The 13,523-nt window shown below is 65.4% G+C and carries 17 protein-coding genes; 6 read left to right on the top strand and 11 right to left on the bottom strand.

What is annotated here, in order from left to right; all coding sequences use genetic code 11:
* Nucleotides 1-94: 94 nt before the first annotated feature.
* The 3 genes from RBA41_RS18905 to RBA41_RS18895 all read left to right on the top strand — a co-directional run bounded on the left by RBA41_RS18905 (nucleotide 95) and on the right by RBA41_RS18895 (nucleotide 3,601).
* Nucleotides 95-1,972 carry a DUF885 domain-containing protein gene (locus RBA41_RS18905; protein ID WP_306625757.1) on the top strand — a complete coding sequence of 626 codons (1,878 nt, stop codon included), beginning with the start codon at nucleotides 95-97 and terminating at the stop codon, nucleotides 1,970-1,972.
* Nucleotides 1,973-1,982: 10 nt separating this feature from the next.
* Complete coding sequence (locus tag RBA41_RS18900; RefSeq protein ID WP_306625756.1) at nucleotides 1,983-2,771, top strand: alpha/beta hydrolase; 789 nt, start codon at nucleotides 1,983-1,985, stop codon at nucleotides 2,769-2,771.
* 140 nt (nucleotides 2,772-2,911) lie between these two features.
* On the top strand, nucleotides 2,912-3,601 hold the full coding sequence (locus RBA41_RS18895) for a hypothetical protein (protein WP_306625755.1): 690 nt from the start codon (nucleotides 2,912-2,914) through the stop codon (nucleotides 3,599-3,601).
* On the opposite strand, the gene RBA41_RS18890 is transcribed toward RBA41_RS18895, so the two are convergent.
* Both RBA41_RS18890 and RBA41_RS18885 read right to left on the bottom strand, forming a co-directional pair.
* On the bottom strand, nucleotides 3,555-4,118 hold the full coding sequence (locus RBA41_RS18890) for a DinB family protein (RefSeq protein WP_306625754.1): 564 nt from the start codon (nucleotides 4,116-4,118) through the stop codon (nucleotides 3,555-3,557). The two genes, RBA41_RS18895 and RBA41_RS18890, sit on opposite strands and share 47 nt — an antisense overlap.
* A complete protein-coding gene (locus tag RBA41_RS18885; RefSeq protein ID WP_306625753.1) occupies nucleotides 4,111-4,596 on the bottom strand; it encodes a hypothetical protein in 486 nt (161 codons plus the stop codon). Before RBA41_RS18885 ends, RBA41_RS18890 begins: the two co-directional genes overlap by 8 nt.
* A gap of 296 nt (nucleotides 4,597-4,892) precedes the next feature.
* Between RBA41_RS18885 and RBA41_RS18880 the strand changes: the two genes are divergently transcribed.
* Entirely contained in the window at nucleotides 4,893-6,626 is a 1,734-nt protein-coding gene (locus RBA41_RS18880) for an extracellular catalytic domain type 1 short-chain-length polyhydroxyalkanoate depolymerase (RefSeq protein WP_306625752.1), read from the top strand.
* Nucleotides 6,627-6,645: 19 nt separating this feature from the next.
* Here RBA41_RS18880 and RBA41_RS18875 read toward each other — a convergent pair whose 3' ends face one another.
* Nucleotides 6,646-7,527: a hypothetical protein gene (locus RBA41_RS18875; RefSeq protein ID WP_306625751.1), complete on the bottom strand. Its 882-nt coding sequence runs from the start codon at nucleotides 7,525-7,527 to the stop codon at nucleotides 6,646-6,648.
* 270 nt (nucleotides 7,528-7,797) lie between these two features.
* Between RBA41_RS18875 and RBA41_RS18870 the strand changes: the two genes are divergently transcribed.
* Nucleotides 7,798-8,361: a hypothetical protein gene (locus RBA41_RS18870; protein WP_306625750.1), complete on the top strand. Its 564-nt coding sequence runs from the start codon at nucleotides 7,798-7,800 to the stop codon at nucleotides 8,359-8,361.
* A 51-nt stretch (nucleotides 8,362-8,412) separates the two neighbouring features.
* Nucleotides 8,413-9,066, top strand: coding sequence for a hypothetical protein (locus RBA41_RS18865; RefSeq protein WP_306625749.1), 654 nt, complete (start codon nucleotides 8,413-8,415; stop codon nucleotides 9,064-9,066).
* A gap of 37 nt (nucleotides 9,067-9,103) precedes the next feature.
* On the opposite strand, the gene tatC is transcribed toward RBA41_RS18865, so the two are convergent.
* From tatC to hisA, 8 genes are all read right to left on the bottom strand, one after another.
* Nucleotides 9,104-9,859, bottom strand: coding sequence for a twin-arginine translocase subunit TatC (tatC, locus tag RBA41_RS18860; RefSeq protein ID WP_306625748.1), 756 nt, complete (start codon nucleotides 9,857-9,859; stop codon nucleotides 9,104-9,106).
* Nucleotides 9,860-9,879: 20 nt separating this feature from the next.
* Nucleotides 9,880-10,365 carry a Sec-independent protein translocase protein TatB gene (gene tatB, locus RBA41_RS18855; RefSeq protein ID WP_306625747.1) on the bottom strand — a complete coding sequence of 162 codons (486 nt, stop codon included), beginning with the start codon at nucleotides 10,363-10,365 and terminating at the stop codon, nucleotides 9,880-9,882.
* 48 nt (nucleotides 10,366-10,413) lie between these two features.
* Nucleotides 10,414-10,632 carry a Sec-independent protein translocase subunit TatA gene (gene tatA / locus RBA41_RS18850; protein WP_099881867.1) on the bottom strand — a complete coding sequence of 73 codons (219 nt, stop codon included), beginning with the start codon at nucleotides 10,630-10,632 and terminating at the stop codon, nucleotides 10,414-10,416.
* Nucleotides 10,633-10,719: 87 nt separating this feature from the next.
* Nucleotides 10,720-11,091: a histidine triad nucleotide-binding protein gene (locus RBA41_RS18845; protein WP_306625746.1), complete on the bottom strand. Its 372-nt coding sequence runs from the start codon at nucleotides 11,089-11,091 to the stop codon at nucleotides 10,720-10,722.
* A gap of 43 nt (nucleotides 11,092-11,134) precedes the next feature.
* Entirely contained in the window at nucleotides 11,135-11,473 is a 339-nt protein-coding gene (locus RBA41_RS18840) for a phosphoribosyl-ATP diphosphatase (RefSeq protein WP_306625745.1), read from the bottom strand.
* Nucleotides 11,470-11,913, bottom strand: a complete 444-nt coding sequence (gene hisI / locus RBA41_RS18835) for a phosphoribosyl-AMP cyclohydrolase (RefSeq protein ID WP_306625744.1) — start codon at nucleotides 11,911-11,913, stop codon at nucleotides 11,470-11,472. The genes RBA41_RS18840 and hisI overlap by 4 nt, the downstream gene beginning before the upstream one ends.
* Before the next feature lie 12 nt (nucleotides 11,914-11,925).
* Nucleotides 11,926-12,687 (bottom strand): imidazole glycerol phosphate synthase subunit HisF, encoded by a 762-nt coding sequence (hisF, locus tag RBA41_RS18830; protein ID WP_306625743.1) that lies wholly within the window; start codon nucleotides 12,685-12,687, stop codon nucleotides 11,926-11,928.
* A gap of 16 nt (nucleotides 12,688-12,703) precedes the next feature.
* The gene (hisA, locus tag RBA41_RS18825) at nucleotides 12,704-13,480 is read right to left on the bottom strand and encodes a 1-(5-phosphoribosyl)-5-[(5-phosphoribosylamino)methylideneamino]imidazole-4-carboxamide isomerase (protein ID WP_306625742.1); all 777 of its coding nucleotides are present in this window, start codon (nucleotides 13,478-13,480) and stop codon (nucleotides 12,704-12,706) included.
* Nucleotides 13,481-13,523: the final 43 nt, after the last annotated feature.

The following is a 13,523-nucleotide window of genomic DNA, read 5'->3' as shown; positions in this document are numbered from 1 at the left end:
GACAAAGGCGCCCCGGCGGGGCGATTGATGCTAATCTGGCGCCCGCCGCATGCTTGCGGCTGCCCCCGCTTCTGTAACTACAAGGCCAATCACAATGATCAAGACCAAAATTGCACTGGCTGTTTTCATGACGTGCTTCGCGCTGGCGCCCGCAGGCGCTGCCAAGCCGAAAAAACAGTCCAGGGCAAAAATCACCAAGACGGTGAAAGCCGCCAAACCAGTCAAGCCGTCCAAGGCCGTAGCCATCGCCGCACCGGTCGCCGCGGCGGCCGCTGTCAGCGCGCCGGCCGCCGGCGCCGAGCGCTCGCAGGACCGCCGCTTCAATACCGTCAGCATGCAGTTCCTCGGCGCGCTGTGGCGCATCGATCCGGAAAGCGCGATTTACTCCGGCAAATACGATGGCGCCGCCAACCTCACCATTCCGAGCGCGGCCACGCGCGCGGCGCAACTGGCGTTTGCCGACGAGTGGCTGCAAAAGCTGGCCAAGCTCGACGTGCGCCAGTTGTCGGTCAAGCAGCGCACCGACCACGTCCTGCTGGTCAACAAGCTCAATGCCGACCGCTTTTACCTGACCACCCTGCGCGAGTTCGAGTGGAACCCGGCGCTGTACAACATCGCCGGCCCGATCGACCTGATTCTCGGTTCCGGATACGCGGCCAAGCCGCAGCGCCTGCGCACCCTGCTCAAGCGCCTGGCCAACGTGCCGGCCTACTACCAGGCGGCGCAGGCGAGCATCGTCAACCCGACCCACGAACACACGCAGCTGGCCTTGCAGCAGGCGCCGGGCACCATGACGGTGCTGGCGGACCTGGGCAAGGCGGCCCAGGAATCGATCCTGAACCAGGCTGAAAAAGACCTGTTCGCGCGCCGCATCGCGGCCGCCGGCGATGCCCTGATCGGCTACGTCAACTTCCTCACCGACCTCGATAAGGCCCAGCAGGCCAACCAGAGTGCGCGCTCGTTCCGCATCGGCAAGGCGCTGTACGAACAGAAGTTCGGCCACGATATCCAGGCCGGCGTGAGCGCCGAACAGATGTACCAGAAAGCGCTGGCGGCGCGCGAGCAGCTGCTCACGCGCATGGACACGCTGTCGGACGAGCTGTGGACCAAGACCATGGGCAGCACCGCCAAGCCGGCCGACCGCACCAAAAAAATCGGCATGGTGATCGATACGCTGTCGGCCAAACACGTCTCGCGCGAAGAGTTCTTCCCCGAGATCCGGCGCCAGATCCCGCTGCTGCAGGACTGGGTGGTCAAGAACAACCTGCTCACGCTCGATCCGAAAAAGCCGCTGGTGGTGCGCGAAACGCCGCTGTACCAGCGCGGCGTGGCTGGCGCCAGCATCGATGCGCCCGGCCCGTATCGCCCGCAGGACCGCACCTTCTACAACGTCACCCCGCTCGACGGCATGACGCCCGAGCAGGCCGAGAGCACCCTGCGCGAATACAACCACTGGATCTTGCAGATCCTGAACATCCACGAAGCCATTCCGGGCCACTACGCGCAGCTGGTGTACGCCAACAAGTCGCCGTCCCTGATCAAGTCGCTGTTCGGTAACGGCGCCATGATCGAGGGCTGGGCGGTGTACGGCGAGCGCATGATGCTCGAATCGGGCTACGGCGACAATACGCCGGAAATGTGGCTGATGTACTCGAAGTGGAATCTGCGCGTGGTCACCAACACGATCCTCGACTACAGCGTGCACGTGCTGGGCATGAACGAAGCCGAGGCGATGGACATGCTCACGCGCCAGGCCTTCCAGACGCGCAGCGAGGCCAGCGAGAAGTGGCACCGCGCCAAGGTCAGTTCGGTGCAGCTGACCAGCTATTTCAGCGGCTACAGCGAGATCATGGACCTGCGCGAACAGCGCAAGCAGGCGCTCGGACCGAAGTTCGACCTGAAGCAGTTCCACGAACAGTTCCTCGGCTACGGCAGCGCGCCGGTGAAGATGATCAAAGAGCTGATGCAATAAGGAGAGCGCGATGCGCATGGTAATTGGTTCGGTTCTTGCGGCGCTTGCGTTGTACATCGTCGTCTGCGTCGGCCTGTACTTCGCGCAGCGCTCGCTGATCTATTTCCCCCAGCCGCGCCGTTTCACGGCGCCCGGCTCGCTGATGCAGCTGCCCGTGGGCGGCGCCGTGCTGGACGTGACGGTGCGGCCCGAGACCGGGCCGCGCGCGGTGATTTACCTGGGCGGCAATGCGGAAGATGTCTCGGCCAGCCTGCCGTCGCTGGCGGACACCTTTCCCGGGCACGCGCTGTACCTGCTGCATTACCGCGGTTACGGCGGCAGTACCGGCACCCCCACCGAGGCGGCGCTGTTCGCCGACGGGCTGGCCCTGTTCGACATGGTCAAGGCAAGCCATCCGCAGGTGACCGTGATCGGGCGCAGCCTGGGCAGCGGCGTGGCGGTGCACATCGCGAGCACGCGCCCGGTGGCGCGGCTGGTGCTGGTCACGCCCTACGACAGCATCGTCGGCATCGCCGCGCTGCAGTTTCCATGGTTTCCCGTGACGCGGCTCCTGAAAGACAAATTCGAGTCGGGCGTGTACGCCGCCAGCGTGAACGCGCCGACCACCATCATCGCGGCCGAAGATGACGAGATCATCCCGCGCGCCAGTTCGCAACTGCTGCTCACGCGCTTCAAACCGGGCGTGGCGCGCTACATCAATGTGCCGCAGACCGGCCACAACACGATTGCGGACAGCCAGCTGTACAACGCCAGCCTGGCGGGCGAGGCGCCGGCGCAGCCCGCGGCAAGGACCAACTAGCCGCCGCGCCCGCGTCTGCGGGAGCGCACTGTGGTATTTGGCGCGTGTTGGGATGCAGTTGACTAGAGGCAAGTTACTTGCCAAATTGCATCGTTACAATGTGTGAAGTTTCCGTTCAACTTCACGCAAAGGACACCGCCATGACGCCAGGCCCAAACCCCGCCGTGCTCATCGCCCTGACAGTCATGGCCCTGGCCGGCTGCGCCAGCACGCCGCCGCCTGACAGCATCAAATCACCCAACAGCCAGCTGGAGCATTGCCCGCGCTCGCTCGGCACGCTCAGCCTGGTCGAACAAGAGCGCCAGCCCGGGCGGAACCGGTCCGGCAGCGACGCCGACCTGCCCGGCCCCATGCCGCTGCTGCGCCTGATGGTGAAGTCGTCGAACTGCTTTACCCTGGCACAGCACACCCCCAGCCTCAGTGAGCGCACACTAACCACCTCCGACTACACGGCCACGCCCTCGCTCAGCTTCGGCGACGACGCTGCGGCACGCATCGGTTCGCTGCACGAGGTCGCCCTGCACCCGTCCACCCTGCTGGTATTGACCGACAACCGGTCGGGCGCCGAGCTGGCGGCGGCCCAGGGCAGCGCCAGCTACTGGCGCTTCGGCGCGGCGGGCGGCTTTTTCAACGGGGGCTTTGCAGGGGCGGGCGGCTACACCCGGACGCCCCAGGGCAAGGTGCTGACGGCAGCGCTGGTGGACTCGTACAACCAGATGGTGCGCTCGCTGAGGAACCACACGGCGCGGGGCGCAAGCGGCCGGCTGGCCGACGCCGGCGGACTCAGGCTGTCCCGGGCGGCGCCGTCCGCTCCTCAACGTTCTCAATAAGCATCAGCAGGTCGGTCACGCCGAGGTCGGCGCCGGCCTGCGACAGCAAGGTGCTGGCCTGTCCGCGGTGATGGGTCTGGTGATTGAAAAAATGCAGCAGCAGGTCGCCGAAGCGCTTCTGCGACGCAATGCCTTTGGTGCTGGCGTAGTGCAGCACATGCTCCAGGTCGGCGTCGGCCAGCTGCGCGGTCCAGGTGCCGATCACCGCGTCGAGCAGGCGCCGGTGCGCTGCCAGCACGGCCAGGTCGTCGCTGTGGACGGCGTCCAGCGCGCCGGGGGGCGCCAGCGCCAGCACCGGTTCGAGCGCGGCAAAGCGCGCCGGATGGGTCGCGAAGCGCCGCAGCCAGATGGTGTCGCCCGCTACCAGATGATTCAGCGTGCCGAGCAGCGAACCGAAGAAGGCGCCGCGCTCGGCCGCCAGTTCGTGGGCCGGGAGGGTAGCGGCGGCGGCGTACAGTTTCTGGTTCATCCAGGCGTTGTACCCGGCCATCAGCCGCAGGTGGGCCAGTTCAGACATGGTAGCCTCGCGCGCGCACGTGCTGGAGGACGGCGCCGTGGCCGCTGAGCAGCACCGACAGGCGAATCACGCTGCCGCTGCGAAATTTCAGCACGTACATGCCGCAGTACGCGCGGTAGTGCACGCTGCGCAGGTCGCGCCACAGTTCGTGACGCTTGCCGCCCCAGGGCGTGATGAACAGGATGCCGGCATCGTCGACCTTGCCGCGCGTCATGATGCCTTCGCACAGGCAGTACACGCCGCCGATGGCCAGCGCTACTGTCAGCGCGATCAGGGCGGTATAACTGTCGTGCTCGCGCGACAGCGCGACCCACACCAGCACGGCCACCCCCAGCAATTGCAGGATGCCCAGCCGCTCCATGAAGGGCGCGAACTCCAGGGTGCCGTCGCCGGCGCCGGTACGCAGGCGCGCGCCGATCCAGCGCACGGCGAACCAGGCGGCGACGGCGCCGACAATACCTGCTGCAAGGGCCGACACGCTCTCTCCTCAAGGGGCGCGGCCGGACGGCCGCGCGGCTTGTCATTGTGCCTCACATCGCGCACGCTTGCTGTAGCCCCTGTGCAATTACGCACAGGCATCGTGCCAGGATGCTCCGCCGCAGCCGACGTGTTCATGATGCCGCTCCGGTAGAATTATTTCCGGCTGTTACTTCCCGTGAACCGTCCCGAAGGCTGGCCGCCCCGCGCGGCACCCCCTCCACGCCTACACCCGAGCTCTTCCCTGCAAGCACCCGCAGCCTTCCCGTATTTTCAATATAGAAAAATGGAGACATCATGGCAATCAACACTTCTCTCGGCCGCTGCGCGGCTTCTTTCCTGCTCTGCCTGCCGGCGGCCGCGCTGGCCCAGGTACAGGCCGGTCCCGGCACCTGGAGCGGCAACCAGACGTGGGGCGCGGACAGCGTCAACGGCGGCAACCTGAGCGGCTATTTCTACTGGCCCGCAAGCCAGCCTGTGCTGGGCGGCAAGCGCGCCCTGGTCATGGTGCTGCATGGCTGCCAGCAAACCGCCTCCGGCGACGTCATCGATTCAGGGTCGGACAAGGGCTTCAACTGGAAAGGCGTGGCCGACCAGTACGGGGCCGTGATCCTGGCGCCGAATGCCACCGGCAATGTGTCCGGCAGCCATTGCTGGGATTACAGCCTCACCAACCACAACCGCGCCAGCGGCCACGATGGCGTGCTGCTGAACCTGGTGAGCCGCTTCGTGAGCGATGCGCGCTATGCGATCGATCCGGACCAGGTCTACGTGACCGGCCTGTCCTCGGGCGGCGGCCAGACCATGGTGCTGGGCTGCCTGGCGCCGGATGTGTTTGCGGGCATCGGCATCAATGCCGGGCCGCCGCCCGGGACCACCATCATGCAGATCGGCAGCGTGCCGTCCGGGTTCAACGCCAGCACGGCGGCCAACAAGTGCACGGCCCTGGCCGGCGCCCAGCAAAGCAAGTTCGCCACCCAGATCGCCAGCGTCATCTGGGGCACCAGCGATTACACCGTGGCCCCGGCCTACGGCCCGATCGATGCGGGCGCCATGCGCATCGCCTACGGCGGCAGTTTTGCGCGCGGAGCGACCGTCACCGTGCCGGGCGGGGGCAGCAATACGCCTTACACCGACAGCAACGGCAAGCTGCGCACGTCGGAAATCGCGGTCACCGGCATGGGCCACGCCTGGCCGGCCGGACCCGGCGGGCAGAACAACCATTTTGTCGACGCCACCAAGGTCAATTACCCGGCCTTCGTGATGGATTTCTGGTTCAAGAACAATTTGCGCGCCAGTAGCATCGCCGCGCCCGTGATGACCGCCTGCAAGGCGACCGTGTCGGGCAACGCCGCCACCATCAGCGGCGCCGCCGTCGACGCGGCCGGCACGATCAGCAGCTACCGCGTGGTGCTCAACGGGACCACCGCCATCAACGATACGGCGGCCGGCAGCGGCGCCAGTTTCAGCATCGGCTATGCGCTGGCCAACGGCTATTACACCGGCACCGTCACGGCCACCGATGCCGGCACCGGCAAGACCTCGGCGCCCTGCCACCTGCCGCAGTTCCTGGTGGGACCGGCGCCGGCGCTGCAGCCGCCGGCCGACCTGAAGGCCGGCAGCGCCAGCGCCAGCAGCATCGCGCTGTCGTGGAGCGCGGCCAATGGCGCGGGCGGATACAACGTCTACCGCAACGGCAGCAAGGTCACGCCGGCGCCGGTCAGCGCCACGAGCTACACCGATACCGCGCTGACGGCGTCGACCAGCTACTCGTACCAGGCTTCATCGGTGGCGAATGGGGTGGAAAGCGGCTTGTCGGCCAGCGTGAGCGCCAGCACCACCAGCGGCTTTACCTGCAGCACGGTCACGGCCAGCAACTTTGCCCACGTGCAGGCAGGCCGCGCGCATGACAGCGGCGGCTATGCGCTGGCCAATGGATCGAACCAGAACATGGGATTGGACAATCTGTTCTACATCCAGACGCTGGCGCAAATCTCGGCCGGGCATTACGTGGTGGGCAACTGCCCATGATCAGCGCCGGCCGCTGGCCTTAATGGCTCCTGGCCAGGTTCTTGCCTTCGACCAGGACGTACGTCTTGCCGTCGTAGGCATAGCGGGCCGCCCCGTCCAGGCGGGTGATGTCCGACGCCAGCCGCGGCCCTTCCCCACCCTTCCTGCGCACGTCTTTCTTGCTGTCTTCTTCGCCGCGGAACTGGAACACGAGGTCGTTATACGCCGCGCCGCTGGCGGACACGGCGAAGCGCCAGCCCGAGGCGACCTCGTAACAGGTTTCCGTGTCGGCCGGCTCGCAAGCGAGCGCGCTCGCCGACACGGCAATGCCATCGCCGGTGAGGTCGCGCAGATCGGCGGCGCCCAGGTCGAACAGGGACAGGTAGCGCTCGACATAGCCTTGAAAGGCGCTGCCGTACAACATGGCCAGCCCCGGCTTGCCGGGCGCGAGGTGCATGAATCTGGCCGTCCCGATGCGCTCCCAGGTGCCCAGGCGCGCCACGTTGACGTGGTGCTTGAGCAAGGTCCAGCGGCCATCGGCTTTGCGCAGGATAAAGACGTTGAGCAGCCCGCCTTCGGTATGCACGCGGATGCCATCGCGGCCGGCCTGCACTGCCAGGGCATTGGCGACCAGCGCGGCGTCGCCGTTGGGCAGGAAGGCATGGGCCACCGGCTCGATGGTGTACATGCGCATGCCCGGCTGGTCCGGCGCGCTCATCTCGATCGGGGCCTCGTTGGCGGCCGGATTGAACTTCGCGCCGAAGATGGCGTGCATCAGCACGGCCTCGGCCTCGGCCTCGGCGACCGCGACGCGGGCAGCGGCAGGTGTTGCCGGCACCGTAGCGGACGCCGGCGTGTGCTCGCGGCAGGACGCCAGCAGGATGGGGAAAAGGACACCGAGAAACAGAACAGCTGAACGCATCGAATCGCAAACGGGACAGTAATGAATCCATCTTACCTTACCGCTTGCCAAGCTGTTTCAAACCATTACGTCCGCAAGCGATACCCGCATGCATCAAGGCGGCCTTGCACGCAGCTTGTTTGGCACAGGCCGCGCCAATGGCCGATTCAGACCGGGGACGATTGATGCATCTCACGCGCACGCGGGCTGCGGCTCCTAGGCTGGAAGTACCGGTGTGGCCAGCGTCGTTACGACGCCGGCGCGCGCCCGACTTCATGCCAAGGAGCCATCATGTCTACCCGTCTTCCATTTCCACGCCCACACATCACGAGCCGCACGCGGCTGGGCGCGGCACTCGCCGTGATCGCACTGGCCATTCCCGGCCTGGCGCTGGCAAGCAGCAACTGGTCGTCCGTGGGATCGACCGGCACCCCGGACGAACTGTGCACTGGCCGCGTATCGTTCAACAACAATGATGCCGGCCTGGTCAGCGGCGCCACGACCCTGACCTGCACCATCCGCTACCAGGTGCACGATACCTGGGACGGCACCGGCATCCTGGGCGTGTACCTGGGCGCGCGCTTCACCGACAACGGCATCTACTCCGAGGTGCGCACGCGCCTGCGCGCGCACAATACCGCCACCGGCGTGCTGACCACGCTGGCGAGCTTGTCGAGCAACAGCTACGCACCGGCGGCGACCCCGCAAACGCGCTACCTGACCAACTGCGTCGCGCTCAACTTCAACGCCAACAGCTACTTCATCGAGGCCGACCTGGTGCGCACCGCTTCGCCGGTGGGCGCCATTCCCGGCTTGCCCGTGCTGGGGCAACTGCGCCTGCTGCGCTGCCAGTAGGCCATCAAGGAGCAGGACCATGCCCCATCCACACCGCCCGAAGGAAGACCCATGATGCGACCGATTCCCACAACAATGCTGCTGGCCGTGCTGGCCTCCCTGGGCGGCTGCGGCGGCGACGACATAGCGTCCCCGGCGCGGCAGCAGGCACTGCCGGTTACTCCCTCCGCGTCGGCGCCCGAGCCTGCGCGGCCTGCGCCAGCGCCAGCGCCAGCGCCTCCACCGGTGCGCGCCGCGCCAGCGCCGCCCGGCGCGCCGCCACTGACCGACATCGCCCAGCTGCGCCAGGAAGTGGCCAGCTTGCGGCGCGAAGTGGCCGAACTGCGCATGATGTTGACACGCGCGCCTGTCAGCGCGCCGCCCGCCGGGGCGGCCATGCAGCAGATGGCCGAAACGCCGGCGGTGGCGCCGGCCGAAACCATGTTCCGTGCCGAGCAGACGGATCCGGCGTGGAGCATGTATGCGACGTCCGCCGTGCGCGCAGCGCTGGCGCGCACCAATGCCGAGCTGGAATCGCAGGTGCGGCGGCTCGAATGCCGCACCAAAACCTGCCGCGTCGAAATGAATCCGACCAGTGCCGATCTGCTGGAAAGTTCACTGGGAGCCGTGCTGGCCAATGTGGGGGCGGCGATACCGAACATGACGGCAACGCAGGTGGGAAGCGATGATGGGAGCGAGGCGACAGTGCTGTACCTGACGCGCTAGAACAAGCGGCGCCGCTGCGGGAGCGGTGCCGCCGGTGTTACACCGGCTCTTCGGGCGCCTGGGTGGCGCGCACGAAGGCTGGCGCCACCAGCAGGCCCAGCTCGAACAATATCCACATCGGCATGGCCAGCGCAAACTGGCTGATCACGTCCGGCGGCGTGACGATGGCCGCGATCACGAATGCGCCGACGATCACGTAGGGACGGATTTCCCTGAGCTTGGCCACGCTGACGATGCCCATGCGCACCAGGATCACCACCACCACCGGCACCTCGAAGGTCGCGCCGAAGGCCAGGCACATGGACATGACGAAATCGAGATAGTTCTCGATGTCGGGCGTGACCGCGATCGAGGTAGGCGAAAAGTCGGAAATGAACTTGAACACACGCCCGAACACGAAGTAGTAGCAGAACGCCACGCCGCTCATGAACAGCGCCGAGGACGACACCACCAGCGGCAGCACCAGGCGTTTTTCGTGCTGGTACAGGCCGGGCGCGACGAATGCCCAGACCTGGTAGAACACCCACGGCAGCGCCAGGATCAGCGCCAGCACCAGGGTCACCTTCATCGGCACCAGGAAGGGCGCAATAACGCCGGTGGCGATCATCTTCGAGCCGACCGGCAGCGAGGCGATCATCGGCTCGGCGATGATGTCGTAAATACGGGCCGGCCCGGGCCAGATCATCAGGGCGCCGCAAACGAGGACAACGCCGATGGTGGCCTTGATCAGGCGGTCGCGCAATTCGACCAGATGAGAGATAAAGGTCTCTTCGCCCGCAGCTTTATCGGTCATTGAAAGTTAGGGGAACAAGGTTAGAAGAACGACCGGGTGGTGGAGGAACGCGGGCGGAATTTTTTGACGCGCGCGGCGCCCGACATGATGTGGGCCTTGCCGCCGTGACGCTGCTTGTACCAGCCCGGCACGGCCGAATTGCGCACCAGCTTCTTGCGGCGGAAATCGCGCGCCTTGCGCTCCAGGTCGCCCATGGTCGCGCTTGGTGTCGTCGACGAAGGCAGGTCGCGCCAGGCGGCATCGACATCGTCGATGTTCTGGGCGATGGTGTTTTCGACGCTGTCCTTGATCGACTGGGCCGTTTCCTGCACTTCCTTTTGCAGGTTGCGCAGTTCGTCGAGCTCGATTTCGCGGCTCACCTCGGACTTGACGTCGTGCAGGTAGCGCTGGGCGCGGCCGTACAGGGTCCCCGCCATGCGTGCCACCTTGGGCAGCTTTTCAGGGCCGATGACTACGAGTGCAACGACGCCAATGATGGCGAGTTTAGAAAGTCCAAGATCGATCATGGCGTCTGGAAGTGTCTGCAAGCGGGCGCGCGCGGGCACGCACGCTTATCAGAACTTCGTTTTCTCTTTCGCTTCGGCGTCGATGGTCGTCTTGTCCACTACCGTGCCCGGCGCGACCGGCTTGTCGTCCTCGCCGCGCACGCCATCCTTGAAGCCCTTGACGGCCTTGCCAATATCGCCACCCATGTTGCCGAGTTTCTTGGTTCCGAAAACCAACACAACGACAAGCAACACGATCAGCCAATGCCAAACACTCAGTCCACCCATCATTTTCTCCTCGCGAGGCGCGCGCGCCCGAATTCGTGAAAGCTTACGCCGGTATTCTACGCGATGCCGGGGTTTCCTGCCGCATTGTCAGCGCTGGCCGGGCCACGGACGCGCACCGCCGTACATATGCAGGTGCAGGTGGTAGACCTCCTGGCCGCCGTCCGGACCGCTGTTGATGAGGGTCTTGTAGCCGCCGGCCGGCTTGCCGTCGGCGTCGTAGGTGACCTCGCAGCCATGCTCCCTGGCCAGTTTGGGTGCCAGCGCCAGCATCTTGCCGAGCAGCTCGCCATGGGTTTCGTTGCATTCGGACAAAGTTGCCACGTGCAGCTTGGGAATGACCAGCAGGTGCACCGGCGCGGCCGGGTGGATATCCTTGAAGGCAAGCAACTCTTCATCTTCATAGACTATGCTGGAAGGAATTTGCTTGGCGGCGATTTTGCAAAAGAGGCAGTCGGTCATGGATGGTTTCCGTTGGCGTTGGGGGGGTGGCGCTGGTCGCGCTTCAGCTCGGGCGGGCGGCTTTTTCGGCCAGGCCGGACAAGCCTTCGCGGCGCGCCAATTCATCGAGCACCTGCTGCGGGCTCAGGTCGAACTGGGCCAGCAGCACCATCGAATGGAACCACAGATCGGCGCATTCGTACAGCACCTTGGAGGCGTCGCCATCGACGCGCGCGTCTTTCGCGGCCATCACCAGCTCGGTGGCTTCTTCGCCGATTTTCTTGAGGATCGCATCGTCGCCCTTGGAAAACAGGCGCGACACGTAGGACGTGGCGGGGTCGCCCCCGTTTTCCAGCTTGCGCGATTCGATCGTTTGCGCCACGCGGGCGAGGGTCTGGCTCATGGTGTGCTCTTTTTGGGATTGGTGTAAATCGTTTCCGGATCCTGCAGCACGGGGTCGGTGACCTGCCAGTCGCCGGTTTTGGCGTCGCCGTCGAACTTCTGGTAGAAGCAGGAATGGCGGCCGGTATGACAGGCGATTGAGCCGACCTGCTCGATTTTCAGCAGGATGACGTCTTCATCGCAGTCGAGGCGGATTTCCAGCACCTTCTGGATGTGGCCCGACTCTTCGCCCTTGTGCCACAGCTTCTTGCGCGAACGGCTCCAGTACACGGCCTCGCCCAGTTCCACCGTGCGCGCCAGCGCGTCGCGGTTCATCCAGGCGAACATCAGCACATCGTTCGAACCGGCTTCCTGGGCGATCACCGGCACCAGGCCGTTCTCGTCCCACTTGACCTTTTTCAGCCAGCTGAAATTGGCCGCACTATTTGTTACCGCAGGCATGATCATGTCGGTCTACTCCAAACGCATGGGAATGCCCTGCGCGGCCATGAAGCGCTTGGCTTCGCCGACCGTGTGCTGCCCATAGTGAAAAATACTGGCTGCCAGGACCGCATCGGCCTTGCCGATCCTGATGCCGTCGGCCAGGTCCTGCAGGCCGCCCACGCCGCCGGACGCGATCACGGGAATGCCGATCGCGCCCGACACGGCAGCCGTCAGGCCCAGGTCGAAACCGGACTTGGTGCCGTCGCGGTCCATGCTGGTGAGGAGGATTTCGCCGGCGCCCAGGCGCTCCATGTTCATCGCCCATGCAACCGCATCGAGGCCGGTGGCGCGCCGCCCGCCATGGGTGAACACTTCCCACTTGCCGGGCGCGGTCTGCTTGGCGTCGATCGCCACCACGATGCACTGCGAGCCGTGCTTTTGCGAAGCCTCGAACACCAGCTCGGGATTGGTCACGGCCGAGCTGTTCATGCTGACCTTGTCGGCGCCGGCGTTGAGCAGGCGGCGCACGTCTTCGACCTTGCGCACCCCGCCGCCCACGGTGAGCGGGATGAACACGGTGGAGGCCACCGCTTCGATGATGTGCAGGATCAGGTCGCGGTCGTCGGAGGACGCCGTGATGTCGAGGAAAGTGATCTCGTCGGCGCCCTGCTCATCGTAGCGGCGCGCGATTTCGACCGGGTCGCCGGCGTCGCGCAGCTCGGTGAAATTGACGCCCTTGACGACGCGGCCGTCGGTCACGTCGAGGCAGGGAATGATGCGTTTTGCGAGCATGGTGTGTTCTTCCGGCTTACGCCAGGTCGCCTTCGGTGAGTTCGTCGGCGCGGCTCTGGGCGTCGGCCAGGTTGATCGTGCCTTCGTAGATCGAACGGCCGCAGATCACGCCCTCGATGCCTTCGTCCTGCACCGCGCACAGCGCTTCGACGTCGCCCAGGTTGTGCAGGCCGCCGGAGGCGATGATCGGAATGCGCACGGCCTGGGCCAGCTTGACGGTCGCCTCGATATTGATACCGCCCATCATGCCGTCGCGGCCGATGTCGGTGTAGATGATCGATTCGACGCCGTAGGCTTCGAATTTGGTGGCCAGGTCGATCACTTCGTGGCCGCTCATCTTGCTCCAGCCATCTGTTGCGACCTTGCCGTCCTTGGCATCCAGGCCGACGATGATGTGGCCCGGGAAGGCGCCGCAGGCGTCGTGCAGGAAGCCGGGATTTTTAACGGCGGCGGTGCCGACGATGATGTAGGTGATGCCGTCGTCGAGATAGCGCTCGATGGTATCGAGATCGCGGATGCCGCCGCCCAGCTGGACGGGGATCTCGTCGATATCGTTATCGACGGCGAACTCCTGCACCACCTGCAGGATGGATTTGACGGCGGCCTCGTTTTTCGGCTTGCCGGCAAAGGCGCCGTTCAGGTCCACCAGGTGCAGGCGGCGCGCGCCCTGCTTGAGCCAGTGCAGCGCCATCTCGGCGGGGTCTTCGGAGAAGACGGTGGCAAGTTCCATATCGCCCTGTTTGAGGCGAACGCAGTGACCGTCTTTGAGGTCGATGGCAGGAATGAGCAGCATGATCGGTTATCGCTTATCGCTTAGTTGGGTTGGATGATTGGGT

The sequence above is a fragment of the Massilia scottii genome (assembly GCF_030846495.1).
Taxonomy (GTDB): domain Bacteria; phylum Pseudomonadota; class Gammaproteobacteria; order Burkholderiales; family Burkholderiaceae_D; genus Telluria_A; species Telluria_A violaceinigra.
Note: the sequence above shows the minus strand (reverse complement) of the source record. Positions and strands in the feature narration are given on the sequence as shown.

Excerpts from the sequence above, each read along its gene's own strand:
- RBA41_RS18900 (WP_306625756.1), top strand. The coding sequence starts at position 1,983 with ATGCGCATGGTAATTGGTTCGGTTCTTGCGGCGCTTGCGTTGTACATC.
- RBA41_RS18875 (WP_306625751.1), bottom strand. The coding sequence starts at position 7,527 with ATGCGTTCAGCTGTTCTGTTTCTCGGTGTCCTTTTCCCCATCCTGCTG.
- RBA41_RS18870 (WP_306625750.1), top strand. The coding sequence starts at position 7,798 with ATGTCTACCCGTCTTCCATTTCCACGCCCACACATCACGAGCCGCACG.
- RBA41_RS18840 (WP_306625745.1), bottom strand. The coding sequence starts at position 11,473 with ATGAGCCAGACCCTCGCCCGCGTGGCGCAAACGATCGAATCGCGCAAG.
- hisA (WP_306625742.1), bottom strand. The coding sequence starts at position 13,480 with ATGCTGCTCATTCCTGCCATCGACCTCAAAGACGGTCACTGCGTTCGC.
- RBA41_RS18895 (WP_306625755.1), top strand. The coding sequence starts at position 2,912 with ATGACGCCAGGCCCAAACCCCGCCGTGCTCATCGCCCTGACAGTCATG.
- RBA41_RS18890 (WP_306625754.1), bottom strand. The coding sequence starts at position 4,118 with ATGTCTGAACTGGCCCACCTGCGGCTGATGGCCGGGTACAACGCCTGG.
- tatC (WP_306625748.1), bottom strand. The coding sequence starts at position 9,859 with ATGACCGATAAAGCTGCGGGCGAAGAGACCTTTATCTCTCATCTGGTC.
- hisI (WP_306625744.1), bottom strand. The coding sequence starts at position 11,913 with ATGCCTGCGGTAACAAATAGTGCGGCCAATTTCAGCTGGCTGAAAAAG.
- RBA41_RS18865 (WP_306625749.1), top strand. The coding sequence starts at position 8,413 with ATGATGCGACCGATTCCCACAACAATGCTGCTGGCCGTGCTGGCCTCC.
- hisF (WP_306625743.1), bottom strand. The coding sequence starts at position 12,687 with ATGCTCGCAAAACGCATCATTCCCTGCCTCGACGTGACCGACGGCCGC.
- RBA41_RS18845 (WP_306625746.1), bottom strand. The coding sequence starts at position 11,091 with ATGACCGACTGCCTCTTTTGCAAAATCGCCGCCAAGCAAATTCCTTCC.
- tatB (WP_306625747.1), bottom strand. The coding sequence starts at position 10,365 with ATGATCGATCTTGGACTTTCTAAACTCGCCATCATTGGCGTCGTTGCA.
- tatA (WP_099881867.1), bottom strand. The coding sequence starts at position 10,632 with ATGGGTGGACTGAGTGTTTGGCATTGGCTGATCGTGTTGCTTGTCGTT.
- RBA41_RS18880 (WP_306625752.1), top strand. The coding sequence starts at position 4,893 with ATGGCAATCAACACTTCTCTCGGCCGCTGCGCGGCTTCTTTCCTGCTC.
- RBA41_RS18905 (WP_306625757.1), top strand. The coding sequence starts at position 95 with ATGATCAAGACCAAAATTGCACTGGCTGTTTTCATGACGTGCTTCGCG.